Source organism: Paracoccus homiensis (genome assembly GCF_900111675.1).
Taxonomy (GTDB): Bacteria; Pseudomonadota; Alphaproteobacteria; order Rhodobacterales; family Rhodobacteraceae; genus Paracoccus; species Paracoccus homiensis.
The window spans coordinates 1-16220 of the sequence record NZ_FOHO01000017.1 but is presented as its reverse complement, the minus strand read 5'-3'; the positions used below and the strand labels follow the sequence as shown (position 1 = coordinate 16220).

Here is a 16220-nt window from a genome sequence, read left to right as displayed (position 1 = left end):
CCGTGTTGCTTGATCGACCTAAATCATTGACGGAACTTGTAACGTCGGACTTGCGTGACAGGATCGTGGGCGGGGAATTCGAACTCGGCTCACAACTGTCAGAAGCCCGAATCGCCAAGGACCTTGGCGTCAGTCGTACGCCGGTGCGCGAGGCGATCAACCGGCTTGAGATGGAAGGGTTGCTGGTGGTCGAGCCTCAGCGCGGCTCTTACGTTTTCAATCTTGAACCCGAAGAGCTTGCCAAGTTGTGCGACGCGCGGACCTGCTTGGAGTCAGAGGCGCTGAAGCAGGCAATCGTCGCAGACCACGATGCCTTGGCCGATGCGCTTGACACTTGCGTGGCCAAAATGACCACGGCGCGAAAGGTCGGGGACGACGCAGAATACCTGGCCCAAGACACGGTGTTTCACCAGCACCTCTTTGATCATGCCGACAACCGGTTCCTGAACGACGCGTTTCAGACCATCGCGCTGAAGATGGCCGCGATCCGAAATCGCCTCGGCCGGCATCCCGATCACATGGAGAAATCCTTCCGCGAACATATCGAGATCAGCAAAGCCGTCCGGAAGCGCGACACCGCGACAGCACTGTCCCTCCTAGCTTCCCATATCGATCGTAAGGAAGGCTCTTACTGGAACGCGGCAACTGCCCGGAAGGGCCTGGGGTGAGAATGCTGCTGTTCCGCCACCCAGATTGGGGCAGAACCGAACTAAAAGATACGCGAGAGTTTCAAAACGGCTTGGAGAAGGTCATGCATCTCGCGCCTACCGCTGCGCTCGTTTGAAGAAGTGTCGTGTCGCCTGCTCGCGCGCATCCTTGCTTGGCTCGACGAGGCGGAAGGCAGCGTGATCGTGAACTGATGCGGTGGATGCCCCCACCCAACGGCATTTCTTATGCCATGATGGTTTCATCGGAACCGAAGGGAGGGCACATCGATCACGACACCGATCAACATGCTTGGCAATCGACTTGGCGAAGGGCAGTTTTCAGATCTGCCCAATAGGATTGGATTGGGCGGTTCTATATAACCGTGTTCTGTCGCGCACCCGGCTAGTGTCGCTGCTGGCTGAGCAGAAATCCTGTATCGTGGCGATGGAGGCCTGCGCCACGTCACACTACTGGGGAAATCCCATGGTCATGAGGTGCGTCTGGTGCCGGCGGTGTATGTGAAGCCATTTGTCAACCGCCAGAAAAACGACAAAGCAGACGCTGAAGCCATCGCGGAGGCGGCCTCTCGCCCGACCATGCGGTTCGTTTCCGTGAAAAGCGCTGAAACCCGAGGACGGGCAGTAGCCTTTCGGACGCACCAGTGTCTGGTCAGGCAGCGTACACAGCTCATCAATGCGCTGCGGGGGCATTTGGCCGAGTTCGGGCTGGTGGCACCGAAAGGTCCGGCGAGCCTGAAGGTGCTCGAGACCGCGCTGGCCGACGAGAACAGCGTCCTGCCTGGGCAGGTTCGGGGGATGGGAGCGATTTATCTCGATCAGATTGCGACGTTGACGGAAGTGATCGTGCGTTTGGCTAATGAGCTTGAGGCAGCGTCGAAGACGGACGATCAACTACGTCGACTCTGCACGATCCCGGGGATCGGGCCTATCACCGCGGGCGCCGTCGCTGCGTTTGCGCCAGATCTCGACACCTTCGACAGCGGGCGCAACTTTGCCGCTTGGCTTGGTTTGGTGCCACGACAGAGGTCCACTGGCGGCAAGACCAGGTTGGGTTCGGTCAGCAAGATGGGTCAGACCGACATCCGCCGCCTGCTAATTGTGGGCGCCATGAGCGTGATACGCTGGGTCGTCCGCAAGGGTGGCAGCGCGAACCGCTGGCTGGCAATGCTGGTGATGCGCAAGCCAAGGATGGTCGCGGCCGTTGCGCTGGCAAACAAAATGGCACGGATGATCTGGGCGCTGACGACAAAGGAGCAGGATTACAGAATGGCGTGAACCGAGCCCACGAAGGGGAACGACACGACATGGCCGCAAGGCCGGGGTGAGCGATCGACGAGGAGTAGGCGACACGGGCTTCGAAGTTCAAGGCAGGAAGATTCAGACCCGGGCCTCGAGCGCTTGCAGCTCTCTGAACCGATGTGAACCCAGCCTTCCGAACAGCATACCGGCCCGTGGCGTCATGAAGGCCACGTTCAGAGGCCTGTCACACGTCCGATCGAAGACCTGCCCGACAAATCGAAGATTATGCTTGCCAAGGGGCCAATGGTATGGACCCCGCCGCCCGGCGTCGGTGACACTTCGACATCCACAGGATGAGAGAGGAGACATGCCATGGATATCGTTAGGATCGGCCTGGATCTGGCCAAGACTGTGTTTCAGGTCCACGGCGTTGGCAGTGATGATCGTACCGTGCTTAGAAAAACGCTGCGCCGCGATGCCGTCGTGCCGTTCTTCGCCGATTTGCCGCCCTGCCTCGTTGGCATGGAAGCCTGCAGCGGCTCGCACTACTGGGCGCGGGTGCTGTCCGAACTCGGGCACGAAGTCCGTCTGATCTCACCGCAATTCGTCGCGCCCTACGTCAAATCCAATAAGAACGACCGCAACGACGCCGAAGCGATCTGTGAGGCCGTCGGCCGTCCTTCGATGCGGTTCGTTCCACAGAAATCACCGGGACAGTTGGAGATACAAGCCGTCCACCGCATCCGGCAGAGGCTGATCTCGGACCGGACGCGGCTTGTGAACCAGATCCTAGGCTTGCTGGCCGAACATGGCGTTGTGATCGCCCGCGACATCAGCCGTCTACGCAAGGCCCTACGGCAAATCGTGGAGGCTACGCTCGTCTTCAGCGCCACCCTCAAGATATTCGAGGCAGAAGGCCAGCAAGCGCTTTCGGGCCATAACGCGTAATTCTTCGATCGAGAGGGCCCGCGCGACGTCTCGACCGCTGCGATAGCTTCGGTGCATGGGGTGATGTCCTCGGTGCAGGTGAGGGGGCACCAGAGCGGCGCCCCCGGCATTTAATGCGCTTTGTTCTCACGCATGCTGATCACGATAGCGGCGACGATGATCACGAGACCGACCACAATCAGGCGGGCGGGTTGTGCGACGTCATATGCCGTGAGGAAGTTGAACAGGAAAGTGAGCATCGCCCCCGCGAGAGCAGGCCCGATGACCCCGCCGCGCGAGATCCCAAAGCTCACACCGCCGAGCACGACCGCCGCGAGAGAGAAGAGTGCAAGATCGGCCCCTAGCGTGACGCTGCCTTTGCCCAGAGAGGCGATGAGAACGATGGCGGCAAGAGATGCAAATGCACCCGAAAGCATATGGACCGTAAAAACGGTGCGCACATAAGGCAGACCGGAGGTCCAGGCCGCTTTCGGATTTGTGCCGATGGCATTCATGACACGCCCGAGCACGCTCATCCGCAACGCGATGGCGAAGAGGATCACCAGAACGATGGTCAAGAGCGCAATGACCGGCATCCCCTCGAACCGAAGGCGAGCGAATTCAACGAGGTCTGCGGGCGCACGATCCGGCTGACGGATGCCGCTCAGAATGAGAACGCTCCCACTGACGATCATGGCCGTGGCCAGGGTCACGAGCACCGCAGATGAGCGACGAATGGCAATGAACCATGCGTTGACCGCCCCGACGAACAGGCCGAGGCCGATGGCGAGAAGGCAGAGCACGAGCGTCGGCGCCTCGATCCAACCCCCGGTGAGGATATAGACGGCACCGACAATCACGCCCGTGGAGCTGAGATCAATCGAGCGCACGCGCATGCAGAGCGATTGACCCACTGCGACGAGGATCAGCGGGACCGCCTGTCGCAAGATGGTAAAGAAGAACATCGGTTTGAGCATGACCGGACGCTCAATCCAGACAATCACAAGAAAAAGCGCAAAAAGCGGATACACAAATGGCACGCCGCCAATCTGTTTGAGAACACGGGTCAGCTTGGACATGAGGGAGGTCTCCCTATGTGGAGATGAGTTTTCCGCGGTGGTCATACGCCGATCTCCTCACGCTTTTGAAAGCCGATGGCGACGAGAAGGATCGCACCAGTCACCACGCGCTGGAGGAATGGATCGACCGAAAGGTGGTTCATGCCGTTGTTCACGAAGGTCAGAGCAGCCACGCCACAAACGACGCCCACAACCGACCCGACCCCGCCGGAGAGCAGCACGCCCCCGATTGCCACGGCTGTGATCGAATTCAGGATCAACGGTTCGCCGATGTTGGCCGTGGTCGATCCGACCCGCCCGACGATGAACATCGCGGCCATGAGGGCGGACATGGAGGACAACATGTAGCAGGCAATGACAATCCGGCGGCTCGAAATGCCCGAGAGCCAGACCGCGTTCTCATTCGCGCCGATGGCATAGATCCGCGTGCCGATGGCCGTGCGCGACAGCACGAACCACGTGAACCCGATCCCGACGGCGCACCAGATGATCGCCACGGGCAGACCGAAAACAGTAGAGCGTGTCAGCGGCGCGAGGAAGGTTTTGATCTGGCCTGCGGCGTCAGGAAGGATAAGCGGCGTCGCCCCGCTGAACACAATCATGACACCGAGCGTCATAACGATGGGATGCACGCGGAAATAGGTGACGCCGATCCCGTTGGCGAGGCCCGTCAAAAGCGTCACCACAATGGCGATGGCCATACCGTTGGCCTGCCCGTAGGATACGAGGATCGCGGCCAGAACGGAAACAAGCGCCCCGTTCGAAATGTCGATGCCCCCGGCAATCACAGGAAACATGAGCCCGAGGGAAAGGATCAGAAGCGGCGTGGCCTGCGGAAACAGGTTGAACAGGTTCTCGGAGGAGGAGAACCCCGGCGCGAGGAACGCAACCAACCCGGCGATGACAAGAGGAAGCAGAACGACGAAGGGGCCGACCGCATTGCGGCTGCGGTATTGGGCGGTTCTAAAGCGGAGCCGGGTCATTGGGCAGTAAACTCCTCTTGATCTGTGATGGCATGGGCGAGAATGCTCTCCTCGTCCGCGTCGCCGCCATGGATTTCGGTCACGATCCGCCCGCCACGCACCACCAGGATGCGGTCACACAGGCCGATCACCTCGTTCATCTCACTCGACGTCAGCACGATGGAGTAGCCCTGCGCACAAAAGTCACGAAGGGCTGCGTATATCTCCGCTTTCGCGCCGACATCGACGCCACGGGTTGGCTCCTCGACGACGAGTACTTCGACACCGGAGACGAGCCAGCGGCCGAGCATGACCTTTTGCTGATTGCCGCCGGACAGTTTGCCAACCGGAAGCACGAGACTTTCGGCTCTGAGACGGATCCTCTGCGAGATCGAGACGATATCGTCGGGCGGACAGTTCGCGCGACTGAACAAGCGGCGCTCACGGCACTGGCCGAGCGCGATGTTCTTTTCGATGCTGTCTTCGAGAAAAAGCCCCTCGGTTTTACGATCTTCCGGAACAAACCCGATCCCGGCGCGCACGGTCCCGACGATACCTGCGCGTGGATCGATCTGTACGCCATCGAGCGTGACTTCGCCGGAAACAGGGCCTTCGATGCCGACAAGCGCGCGAATGATGTCCCGCTGCCCTTGCCCCTCCAGTCCGGCCAGCCCGAGGATTTCACCTTGGTGGAGCGCGAAGGACACCGCCGGTGTCCCTGCCTTCGGCTGCAGATCCCGGGCGGAGAGTTTGACCGGCGCATTTTGCCGGTCTTGATGCGGCGGGAAATAGTCCCCGAGATCACGACCAACCATGGCACGGATAAGACCCGCCTCATCGGTCTCGCCCCGTTCGAACTGCGCCGACAGACGTCCATCTTTCATCACCGCGATGCGATCGGAAAGATCAAAGATCTCGTCGAGGCGGTGCGAGATGTAGAAGATCAGTTTGTTTTCGCGGCGCAGGCGGTGGATCAGCTCAAACAGGCGTTCCGCCTCGGCTGTGTTGAGCGCCGCGGTCGGTTCGTCGAAGATGTAGACCTTTGCGTCAAAAGCGAGGCCCTTTGCGATCTCCACGAATTGCTGTTCGGCAATCGACAGCTTGGCACAGGGCATGTTCGGGTCGATGTCGAGACCGATTTCAGCCATCAAGGTCCGCGCCTTTTGCACCAGTGCCTTGCGATTGATCACACCGGCGCGGATAGGTTCATGCCCGAAGAACAGGTTTTCGGCCACGGTGAGATTCCCGATCAGGTTCAACTCCTGATAGATCGTAGACACACCGATCATTTGTGCGTCTTTCGGGCTCTTGGGCTCGAACGGCGCACCGTCCAGAGTGATATGGCCGCCATCGGGTATGTGAACACCCGACAACATTTTCATAAGCGTCGATTTGCCCGCTCCGTTTTCGCCGGTGACCGCGTGAACGGACCCGGCATAGGCGTCGAGCGAGACGGTATCGACGGCTTTCGTGCCGCCAAAGATCTTGGTGACGCCTTGGAAGCGGAGCAATGCGCTCTCTTTTTTGGGGGACCCGCCAGAGCTTAGGGCTCCGGCGGGGGCATGGCGCGTGGCCATGCCGGTCTCGACATTTGACATCGCTCGAGGGATTAACGCGGGAAAAGACGTGCGATGTCTTCGTCGGTGAGTGTGGTGGGCACCCAGAGGTTGTCGTTCGCCTCCGGATGGTAGTATTCGGCCAGGTTGTCGTTCGTGATCGCCTCCGGTTCGGCCCAGTATACGCGATGCAGTGACCCACCGTTCAAAAGCTCTTCGACGGCATCCAAGCCCACGGCGAACATCGATGGTAGGAACGGGGCTGCGACGGACTCGAACCCACGATCACTCCATTGCCGTAGAAAGCCATTGTTTCCTTCGCCAGTCATCGGGATGAGAGGCACGCCCAGTTCTTCGAAAACATCGACACAAGCGCGGGTCATATCCGCGCCTGCAGACCAGATCGCATCAGGAAGTTCACCGGAAAGAACCCAGCTCTCGCACAGAGGTTTAGAGTTTTCATAGGACCATGTGCCGTAGTCTTCCCGCGTGACTGTCAAGTTGCTGTCGGCGATGGCCTCTTGCATTCCCTGATAACGGGTGACGTCCTCGGAATGACCTGCAATGCCGCGCAACGCCCAGATTTCGCCTTCCCCCCCGAGCTGTTCGATGAGCCATTCGCCACCGATCCGCCCATAGGAGGCTCCGCCCGCGCCCATCTGCACGGGATAATCGATACCGCTGTCAATCTGCCCCAGATTGATGACAGGAATATTTTTCTCGTTTGCGGCTTTTACCACCTCTCCGAGAAGGCCGATCTGGCCGGTGTGAACCATGATTGCGTCCACGCCACGGGCGACCATGTCTTCCATATCCGAAACCATGACCGATACGTCTTCCTGATAATTGGTAACGATCAGTTCTTTTATGTTGCCATTGTTGGCGGCCGCGACACGGGCCTCCTCGACAGCCTGCACACGCCATGAATTCGATAAGTCGGGGAAGACCAGTGCGACGGTCCACGGACCTTCTTTCTGATAGGCGCCCGCAGCGGTCATGTCCTCAGTTTGCGCTTCGAACCATTGAAGGTCCACGTCGGCAAATGCCGGTGCTGACAGCGCAGCAAGAATGGTGGTTGCAGCCAGAAGTGCTTTCTTCGAAATCATCTTATTTCCTCCCTGAGATGATGACGGTCTTGTTATTCAAACGATACGGTGTTCCGCGTCGCCTGTTTCTAAGATCAACTTTGCCTCCCGTGCCGCGCCGCTTTGAATGGCGGCGACTGTGGCTTCGGAATACCAGGCGGAATGATCCGAGATCACCACGCGGTCGAGCGACAGGAGCGGATTGCCCACTGGCGGTTCGATCGCAAAGACATCGAGAGCGGCCCCACGCAGACGCTCCTCCTCGAGCGCTTTGTGCAGGGCTGTTTCGTCGATCAACGGTCCACGTGCAGTGTTCACGAGGATCGCGTGCGGTTTCATGCGGGACAGAAACTCTGCCCCGATGATGCCGCGGTTCGCATCTGTCGCTGGTGCGTGCAGCGACAGAAGATCGGCTTGTGCGGCGAGCTCCTCGAGTGAGACTAGGCGCACGCCGTCGGGCGCGTCACCCAGATAAGGATCATGCGCGATAAAATCGGTCACGCCAAAGCCGCTCATCCGCTCGGCCACGGACCGGGCGATCCGGCCGAACCCAAGAAAGCCCATCGTGGAGCCAGCAATCCGGCGGATCGGCTCTTTCTGACCAACTTGCCACGCGCCTGCGCGCACATCACGGTCGCGGCTCACGATCCGGCGTTGCGCCGCCAAAAGCAGCGCGACAGTATGATCAGCCACTTCGATATCCGCGCCGTAGTCATTGACGCGCGCGACAACCAGGCCTTTCGCCTTTGCCGCATCGAGATCAATCGTATCCACGCCAATGCCGTAGCGCACGATGCCCTTGGCCTGTGTCATGGCGTCAATCAGCTCGGCGTCGAGCACCGTATCGCGCACGAAGACGATTTCCGCCTCTGACAGCGCAGATTTGAGCGCGGTGCGATCCCCGGCCCCATCCACAGGTTTGAGCCCCAAGCCTAACCGGCCAAGAATATCCCGCTCATGGCTGTAATCCGCGTAGCCCGGTTCGATGATCACGGCGGTTCGGGTCATGGTCTGTCCTCCCTCAAACATCTCAGAGCCTTGCCACGATCTTGCCAGTGACCTTGCGCTCCATGAGGCGGCCCAAATACTTGGGGATGTCGTCGAACCCGATTTCAGCTTCGATCATCGGGTCGAGTGTGCCCTGTGCGACCATCTCGAGCATCGCTTCGAGCATCACGGCGAAATCTTTCTGGGTACGCATGTCACTCGCACCGTAGGCACCGCCAAGTGCAACCTCATGCATGGAGAGCGCATAGGTGTAGGCCGGAACGTTGGACAAATCCGGCAGCGGGTCGGTCGTCACGAATTGGCCGTTGTAGCGGATGTGGCGGAAATTGACGTTGGCATCCTTTGCCTTGACAACCTCGTACATCAGGTCGACCCCATCAGGCGCGATGGCGCGTACTTGGTCGTGGAGGTCGTCTGCGGTGTAATCCAGCACATGATCGGCCCCCAAGGCGCGGACACGGTCATGATCTTTGGTCCGTGCGAGAGCAATTGTTGTGGCCCCCAGCGCTTTCGCGATCTGGAGCGCAAAGCCGCCTGTGCCGCCCGATGCGCCCTGAATCAGCACCGTTTCACCTGCGCCAAGACGCGCCTTACGCACGAGCCCCTGATAGGCGGTCATACCGGCGCAGGGCAGCGCGGCGGCGGCCTCGTCAGACACGGAGTCCGGAATGCGGGCAAGCACATGTGAGGGTGCGATGGCATAGTCGGCAAAGACGCCTTGTTTAGATAGGTTGTGGTGCCAGACCACGCGGTCGCCGATCGCGACCCCTTCAACGCCTTCACCCAAAGCATCCACCACACCGGCGCCATCGACGCCCACGATCATAGGTTCGGTCCACCAAGGGGCGACACCAACGCAGAGCTTCCAGTCCACCGGATTGAGCGACACCGCACGCATCTGCACGCGGACTTCGCCTGGGCCGGGTGTTGGATTTGGGCGGTCTTCCACGCGGGTATCGCTCAACGGCCCGCCGGGGTTGGTGCAAAGGATTGTGCGCATTTAATGTCCTTCCCTTGTTTTGTCTTATCGGGATTTCGGATTTGAAATTGGGCAGCTTCAGGTGATGAGATATCCGCCGTCAATCACCAGCACCGCGCCCGTGACAAAGGACGCAATCGGTGAAGACAGGTAGGCCACGCCCCCTGCGAGATCTTCCGGCGTGCCCCAGCGGTTCGCCGGTGTGCGGGCGAGGATCGGTCCCGCACGCTCCGGATCATTCTGGAGCGCCTGTGTGAGCGGCGTCGCGATCCAGCCGGGCGCAATCGCATTCACACGGATACCGTCTTTTGCGTAGGCAATTGCCAGCGATTTCGTGAGCTGTGCAATGCCACCTTTCGACGAGGCATAGGCCGGAACAAGACCGCCGCCGAAAAAGCTCAGCATCGACGCGGTATTGACGATGGTGCCGCCATTTTTCGCCAGAAGCGGACGCGCCGCCGCACACATACGCATGGAGCCATTGAGGTTGATGTCGACGACATCGGCAAACACATCAGGTTCAAGCTCGTCGCCGCGACGAATGACGCCTGCGCAGTTCACGAGGTGGTCCAATTGATCGAACCCTGCAACGAACTCTGCGACCCCTTCAGCGTCACGGACATCAAGCGCCTTTGCGGTAATTCCAGGCATCGCGGTGCGCGCAACTTCGGCTTCTTTCTCGCTCGCCCCGGTGACGGTGACGTGCGCCCCCTCGGAGGCAAAGGCACTTGCAATCGCTGCGCCGATTCCCGAGGTGCCGCCAGAAACGAGAATGTGGCGATCTTTGAAACAGTCAGTGGGCCAGATGGACATGTGCGTTTATCCTTATTTGCGCATTTCTACGCGCTATCTCTTGGAGGTGATCTGCGGCTAGGTGATCGCGTAGCCGCCATCGATTGTGAGGGTTGATCCGGTGATGTAGGAGGCGGCCGGAGAACTCAGGAACAAAGCTCCGGAGGCGATTTCATCCGCCGCGCCCCAACGTTTCATCGCCGTGCGTTCGGCAATCGTTGGACCGTGAAGGCTGTCCTGCACGAGGCTGTCGGTCATATCCGTATGGAGCCAGCCCGGCGCGATGGCGTTCACACGAATGCCGTCAGGCGCATATTCAATTGCCAAGGATTTCGTGAGTTGGCTGACCCCACCTTTCGAAGCTGCGTAGGCCGGAACGAGGCGGTCGCCGAAGGTCGAAAGCATGGATGCAATGGTCACGATTGAACCCTTGGTCGTCTTGAGCGCTTCACGGGCGCGGAGCGCAAAGCGGGCCGTCCCGTAAAGGTTCACGTCGGCGACATCCTGAAACACATCCCAATCATATTCCTCGACACGGCGCGCGATCCCTGCGGCGGTCACGAGAATGTCGAGTTGCGGCAGGCTCTCAAGAAGTGCGTCAACTTCGGTATCCTTGCGCACATCACAGGCTTTGAGAGCAACGCCCGGAATTTCGATAGCTGCAGCACGCGCGTGGGTGCTTGCCGTTCCCGTCACACATGCCCCATGTGCGGCAAAGGCTGCGGCGATGGCCGCACCAATTCCGCTGCTCGCGCCAGTAATGAGCACATGGCGACCTTGGAACAGATCAGGAGCAAAGGTGTTGCACTCAGGCATTGCTCAGCTCCTTGGGGCGTCCGATGAGATCCGCTTCGCGAAGGGCTGCTTCGACCAGCGCTGTTGTAATCTCGATCGGTTCGTTATGAATGATTTCCCCCGCCCGACAGGCGCGTTTCGCAATGACAGGGATGGCTGCGTCGGCATCGGTGATTCCGACGGCACCGAGGTATGTCGGCAATCCGGTCTGTGCCAGGAATTCGCGAACCTTGGTGATCTCTTCGATGGGCGCATCATTGAGCACCAGCCCCACGAGCACCCCGAAAGCGACCTTTTCGCCGTGCAAGGCTCCGTGCGTCTCGCGCAATTCGGCCAGGCCGTGGTGGATCGCATGGGCGGCCGCGACGCCGCCGGATTCAAAGCCGAGACCGGACATCAGGATGTTGGCTTCGATCACCGCTTCGAGTGCGGGGGATAGAAATCCGCCCTTGAGATCAGCCAGTGCGGTCACACCATATTCGATCAAAGTGTCATAGCATGTTTCCGCGATCTGCATCGCGAGGCGTGTCTGGCGACCGCCAGTCATGTTGTTGGCCCCGGACATCAGGCATGCGCGCGCTTCGAACCAAGTGGCGAGCGCATCACCAATCCCAGCGGCCAGAAGGCGTGCGGGCGCACTGAGGATCACGGAGCTATCAACGAGAACCAAGGCAGGGTTGGTCCGCACAAAGCGGTCTTCAATCACTTCGCCATCTTCGCCGTAGATGACAGCAAGGGCAGAACAGGGCGCGTCCGAGGAAGCAGAGGATGGAACGGAAATAAAGGGAAGCCGACAGATGTCGGCTGCGGCGCGGGCCTGATCAAGCGTTTTACCTCCACCAAGGCCCGCAATCGCATCGGCGCCAAGCGCTTTAGCGCGATCCACCGCATAGGAAATGGCAGTTTCTGTCGCGGCAGGCTCTACCGTTTCGACCGTCATTTCGACGCCCGTTGGATCGAGGCGGGCCACGATCTCCTCAGGGAGCGTTGCGTCGGCCAGCACAAGAATACGCTGGCCGAACCGGGCGGCCTCTTCGCCGAAATGGCCAAGCGCGTCGGGGCCTTGGACATAACGGGCCGGAAATGCCGCCGTAAGGAGAGTCATTGTGCGTCCTTGAGCCAGTCAGGCTGCACAAGTTCGATCATGTAGCCATCGGGGTCCTTGAGAAAGGCGATGAGCGTCTTGCCGTGTTTCATCGGCCCCGGCTCGCGGGTGAACTCTGCACCGGCATCCTTGAGCACCTGCGAGGTGGCATAGATATCGCTGGTTTCGAGCGCGATATGACCGTAACCCTTGCCAAGATCATAGCTCGTCGTGCCGTAGTTGTAGGTCAGCTCGATCACCGTGTTACTTTCCTCGGGGCCGTAGCCGACGAAGGCGAGGGTGAATTCGCCTTCCGGGAAATCGAGTTTCTTGATCATCTGCATCCCAAGCAGTTCGGTGTAGAAGGCCAGCGATTTGTCCAGATCGCCAACCCGCAGCATTGTGTGCATCATGCGAAGTTCGGGCATGGTGTGTCTCCGTTGTAAGTCTTAGCGGATGAATTGTTCGACATAGTCGGCTCCGAGACCGACCTCTTCGAAGTGCTTGCGGCACATGTCGATTTTCGTGAAAACGTCTTCGTAGCCGAGCACTTTGCCCCACGGATCAACGTAGCACATGACACCGTTGACCTGAAAAAACGTGATCATTTCTTCTACGCCCTCAGGCACGATGAGCGTGTGGGTCTCTCCCGGCGGCTCATAGACATAGCCGCCCTCGATCGCTTCCCAATCGTGTTCAAGATAGTGCCAGCGCCCCTTGAGGACCCAGCCATGCACGGCTTGAGGGTGGCGGTGGCGCGACAGGACTCCGGATTTGCGCACCTTAAGAAGGTTCATCCAGTAGCCTTGCGAGCGGTTGAGGCACAGAGGACGAAACCAGACATTTTCCGCCTGGGGCACCCAGAGACGCTCATCGCACTCCATTGCATTCGGGATCACGATTTCTTCCAGAGCATCCTGCGGGAATGGGAGCTGATACGGCGTCCGTGGGTCTATATCGTCGTCTTGAAGGGGCATTTTCGCGACCTTTCTGTCATGTAACATGTTAGTTCTGGGTGGGAGCCCGTTGTATTGAGAGCTCAGGTCAATCCGCGCTCAGAAGTTTTTCGTAGTAAGCCTCTGTGTTTTGGATGTGCTGACGCAGGATGGCACGAAGTCCGGTGATGTCGCCCGCTCCGATGCGGTCGGCGATTTCCGTGTGTTCCTTGATTGAAGCACTATTATGGGACGCATCCTGCGCAAACCGATGACGCAGGGCAGCGAAAGCGCTCGAAATGCGCGCCTCGTAAGTCTCTTTCAGATAAGGCGAATTCGCCAATTCAAATAATATGAGGTGCAGCGTGTTATCAAGGCGTTGGTAGCGATCCTGTTCTCCCTTTGCCAAGGCATCCTGCATACGGGCACAAATATTGTAGACGGACGATTTGAGACCCTCGGGGTTCCGCAAAAGTGACAGACGAACTGCCTCCAATTCAAGCGCGATTCTGAGTTCGCACAGCGCCCGCAGATCATCTTGGGTCGGCGCGAAAACAAAGGTTCCGGACTGTGGGCGTATCTCGACCAACCCTTCGGATTGCAATCGAACATACGCAGCCCGCACGGGCGCCTTGGTGACCCCATAGGTCTCTGCGACATGGGTTTCCGAGATTTTCTCCCCGAGCGCAAAAACACCCGTGACGATGTCTTTTCGGAGACGCTCGAGAACGACTTCCGACACTTGTCTCGGACGTTCGATTTTGCGCACGGCTGTCATGGGTTACTCCTCGCCAATCATAAAGCGCGCGGCACGTTCTGCGATTACAAGTGTCGTCGAGTTCGTGTTGCCGCTGATGATATTCGGCATGACGGATGCGTCCGCAACGCGCAAACCATCAATACCGCGCACCTTGAGATCCGGGGTAACGACAGCCATCTCGTCGCCGTCATGCCCCATGCGGGCGGTGCCGGTCGGGTGGTAGACCGTCTTGACGAACTTTTTGGCGTGCGCTTCCAACGCGGCGGTGTCATCGACCCCGGTTCCGGGAAATATCTCTTTGGTGATGATGCTCTTGAGCGGCTCCTGATCGAGAATGCGTCGCGCGATGCGCAGCCCTTCGATGGAAAGACGCAGATCCTCGGGGTCGTCAAAATAGTTCGTATCGACCAGAGGTTGGTCTTGAGCGCTGGCTGTCGCCAAGCGGACCGATCCCTTGGAGCCGGGGCGCGCGACACTCGAATTGATCGTAATGCCGTAAGTCGGCTTGATATCCGTGGTGTCCGGATCGAGATAGACAGAAGGCACGCAAAACTGTTGAATCTTGGCCTCTTTAGAGAGATCGTCAGGATCAAAAAATGCACAGGATTCAACGCCGTTGGACGCCACCGGGCCATTCTTGAACATCATATATTGCAGACCATTGCGAATCTGGCGCAGGCCCTTGTCCTCACCGAAATACCCATAGCCCGGCTTGGTAAAGGCCAATACTGGAACTTCGGTGTGGTCTTGAAGATTCTGACCGACCCCCGGAAGATCAACCAACGTGTCGATCCCGTGCTCCGAGAGATGATCCTGCGGGCCAAGCCCCGTGAGCATCATCAGCTTAGGCGTCGCAATCGCACCGGCACACAGTGCCACCTCACCCGAGGCGCGTGCAGTCTCTAAAGAGCTGTTCCGCGAAAACTGCACGCCAACCGCGCGCCCGTTTTCGACAATGATCCGGTGAACCAGACAGCCGGTCAAAAGGTGGATATTTCCGGTCTTCATCGCCGGTTGCAGGAATGCTGTCGCGGCAGAACAGCGTTTGCCGTCTTTGATCGACAGCTGGAAGAACCCAGCACCGCGTTGTACCGGCCCGTTGAAATCCGGGTTGAACGGCAGTCCGATCGCCTGAGCGGCGAGGACGTACTTCCGGCTCAGTTCGCAGATCTGGATCGGATCTGAAATCGTCCAGGGTCCGCCAATTCCGTGAAGGTCGTCATGAAAACGGTTGTTGTCTTCCATGCCGCGGAAGATCGGAAGAAGCGAGTCCCAGTCCCATGAGGTGTCTTTCGTGGTTTCTGCCCAAGGGGCATAGTCCGCTTTCTGCCCCCGGATATAGACCATCGCGTTGACAGAAGATCCACCGCCCACGACGCGCCCAGTCGGAACGACAGGTTTCCGCCCGTTCAACTGGCTCTGAACCGTAGAGTGGTAAAACCACATGAACTTCTCGACACCAAGCAGCTTCACGAAACCGGCAGGCATGGAAATGAGCGGGTTATTATCGCTTCCCCCAGCTTCGAGCACGAGAACTCGCGAACCCGCACCAGCCAGCCTTGAAGCCAGCAAAGACCCCGAAGAGCCACCGCCGACGACGATGTAATCGTATGACATTGTTCCTCCCTAGCGACTATGCAATCGCTTAGCCGATTTAACAGGTAACATGTTAGTACGGTCAAGAAAAAAGTGTTGTCCCCCGGAAATCAGTCAAGGTATTGAAATGATTACAAACAAGCAATTGCGTCTGTCAGCGCGGCTGATGCTGCCATGTTTTGCCGGTTTGAAGTTCGCGTTTGCGATGGTGATCAGCCTTCGTGCGATAGCAATGATGGTGCAGCGCACGGCACTGGCCGCCGGGCTGCGGCCCGGGCTGCCGGAGTCCGAGCGCCGGGCGTTGTTCGCGGGGCATTCGCTGCGCGTAGGCCTCGCGACATCAGCCGAGATCGACGAGCGCCATGTCCAAAAGCAGCTCGGTCATGCTACCGCCGAGATGACCCGCCGCTGTCAGCGCAATCGGGATAGGTTTCGGGTGAGCCTGGCTCTATTGTACAAATCCCTTGTGGGATTCATCTCATGAATCCAGCGTGGTAGCTGGAATCCATGAGCAGACCCACACCTCCAACCTACAAGACCAGGAACTGGCCATCCTACAATGAAGCGCTCAAGCGCCGCGGATCGCTGATGATCTGGTTCGATCCCGAGATGAGCTGGGAGGCCGCACCAACTGGCAGGCGTGGCCGCCAGCAGAGCTACAGCGACGCCGCCATACAGACGTGCCTCTCGATGAAGGTGCTGTTCGGCATAGCGCTCCGGCAGACGACCGGGTTCGTCGAGAGCTTGTTGCAGCT

At 59.1% G+C, this 16220-nt stretch carries 15 protein-coding genes and 3 pseudogenes; 5 read left to right on the top strand and 13 right to left on the bottom strand.

The window, feature by feature from the left end; all coding sequences use genetic code 11:
• The first annotated feature begins 2 nt into the window (after positions 1 to 2).
• The 3 genes and pseudogenes from BMX67_RS16450 to BMX67_RS16440 form a co-directional block, all read left to right on the top strand.
• Complete coding sequence (locus BMX67_RS16450) at positions 3 to 668, top strand: GntR family transcriptional regulator (RefSeq protein WP_090737322.1); 666 nt, start codon at positions 3 to 5, stop codon at positions 666 to 668.
• A gap of 289 nt (positions 669 to 957) precedes the next feature.
• A pseudogene (locus tag BMX67_RS16445) lies at positions 958 to 1943 on the top strand (IS110 family RNA-guided transposase).
• 336 nt (positions 1944 to 2279) lie between these two features.
• Positions 2280 to 2774: pseudogene (locus tag BMX67_RS16440) on the top strand (IS110 family RNA-guided transposase); the annotation flags it as partial.
• Positions 2775 to 2965: 191 nt separating this feature from the next.
• Here the strand turns inward: BMX67_RS16440 and BMX67_RS16435 are convergent.
• The 13 genes from BMX67_RS16435 to BMX67_RS16375 form a co-directional block, all read right to left on the bottom strand.
• Entirely contained in the window at positions 2966 to 3913 is a 948-nt protein-coding gene (locus tag BMX67_RS16435) for an ABC transporter permease (RefSeq protein ID WP_175479948.1), read from the bottom strand.
• A gap of 41 nt (positions 3914 to 3954) precedes the next feature.
• Positions 3955 to 4896: an ABC transporter permease gene (locus BMX67_RS16430; RefSeq protein ID WP_090737317.1), complete on the bottom strand. Its 942-nt coding sequence runs from the start codon at positions 4894 to 4896 to the stop codon at positions 3955 to 3957.
• Complete coding sequence (locus tag BMX67_RS16425) at positions 4893 to 6452, bottom strand: sugar ABC transporter ATP-binding protein (RefSeq protein ID WP_175479947.1); 1560 nt, start codon at positions 6450 to 6452, stop codon at positions 4893 to 4895. Before BMX67_RS16425 ends, BMX67_RS16430 begins: the two co-directional genes overlap by 4 nt.
• Positions 6453 to 6484: 32 nt before the next feature.
• Entirely contained in the window at positions 6485 to 7537 is a 1053-nt protein-coding gene (locus tag BMX67_RS16420) for an ABC transporter substrate-binding protein (protein ID WP_090737312.1), read from the bottom strand.
• Between the two features lie 36 nt (positions 7538 to 7573).
• Positions 7574 to 8524, bottom strand: a complete 951-nt coding sequence (locus BMX67_RS16415) for a C-terminal binding protein (protein WP_175479946.1) — start codon at positions 8522 to 8524, stop codon at positions 7574 to 7576.
• A 22-nt stretch (positions 8525 to 8546) separates the two neighbouring features.
• Complete coding sequence (locus tag BMX67_RS16410) at positions 8547 to 9488, bottom strand: zinc-binding dehydrogenase (protein ID WP_217645892.1); 942 nt, start codon at positions 9486 to 9488, stop codon at positions 8547 to 8549.
• Between the two features lie 93 nt (positions 9489 to 9581).
• Positions 9582 to 10316, bottom strand: a complete 735-nt coding sequence (locus BMX67_RS16405; protein ID WP_090737307.1) for an SDR family NAD(P)-dependent oxidoreductase — start codon at positions 10314 to 10316, stop codon at positions 9582 to 9584.
• 57 nt (positions 10317 to 10373) lie between these two features.
• Positions 10374 to 11111: an SDR family NAD(P)-dependent oxidoreductase gene (locus BMX67_RS16400; RefSeq protein WP_090737305.1), complete on the bottom strand. Its 738-nt coding sequence runs from the start codon at positions 11109 to 11111 to the stop codon at positions 10374 to 10376.
• Complete coding sequence (locus BMX67_RS16395) at positions 11104 to 12195, bottom strand: glycerol dehydrogenase (RefSeq protein ID WP_090737303.1); 1092 nt, start codon at positions 12193 to 12195, stop codon at positions 11104 to 11106. The genes BMX67_RS16400 and BMX67_RS16395 overlap by 8 nt, the downstream gene beginning before the upstream one ends.
• Positions 12192 to 12602 carry a lactoylglutathione lyase gene (gene gloA / locus BMX67_RS16390; protein WP_090737301.1) on the bottom strand — a complete coding sequence of 137 codons (411 nt, stop codon included), beginning with the start codon at positions 12600 to 12602 and terminating at the stop codon, positions 12192 to 12194. Before gloA ends, BMX67_RS16395 begins: the two co-directional genes overlap by 4 nt.
• 21 nt (positions 12603 to 12623) lie before the next feature.
• Positions 12624 to 13151 (bottom strand): 2,4'-dihydroxyacetophenone dioxygenase family protein, encoded by a 528-nt coding sequence (locus BMX67_RS16385; protein ID WP_090737299.1) that lies wholly within the window; start codon positions 13149 to 13151, stop codon positions 12624 to 12626.
• Positions 13152 to 13218: 67 nt separating this feature from the next.
• Positions 13219 to 13887 (bottom strand): GntR family transcriptional regulator, encoded by a 669-nt coding sequence (locus BMX67_RS16380; RefSeq protein WP_090737297.1) that lies wholly within the window; start codon positions 13885 to 13887, stop codon positions 13219 to 13221.
• Positions 13888 to 13890: 3 nt separating this feature from the next.
• A complete protein-coding gene (locus BMX67_RS16375; protein WP_090737296.1) occupies positions 13891 to 15486 on the bottom strand; it encodes a GMC family oxidoreductase in 1596 nt (531 codons plus the stop codon).
• Positions 15487 to 15709: 223 nt separating this feature from the next.
• On the opposite strand from BMX67_RS16375, the pseudogene BMX67_RS16370 reads away from it, so the two are divergent.
• Together BMX67_RS16370 and BMX67_RS16365 are read left to right on the top strand one after the other, a co-directional pair.
• Positions 15710 to 15949, top strand: a pseudogene (locus tag BMX67_RS16370) (hypothetical protein); the annotation flags it as partial.
• Positions 15950 to 15972: 23 nt separating this feature from the next.
• Positions 15973 to 16220 (top strand): transposase (locus tag BMX67_RS16365; RefSeq protein WP_175479945.1); only part of this gene is annotated, 248 nt, incomplete at its 3' end.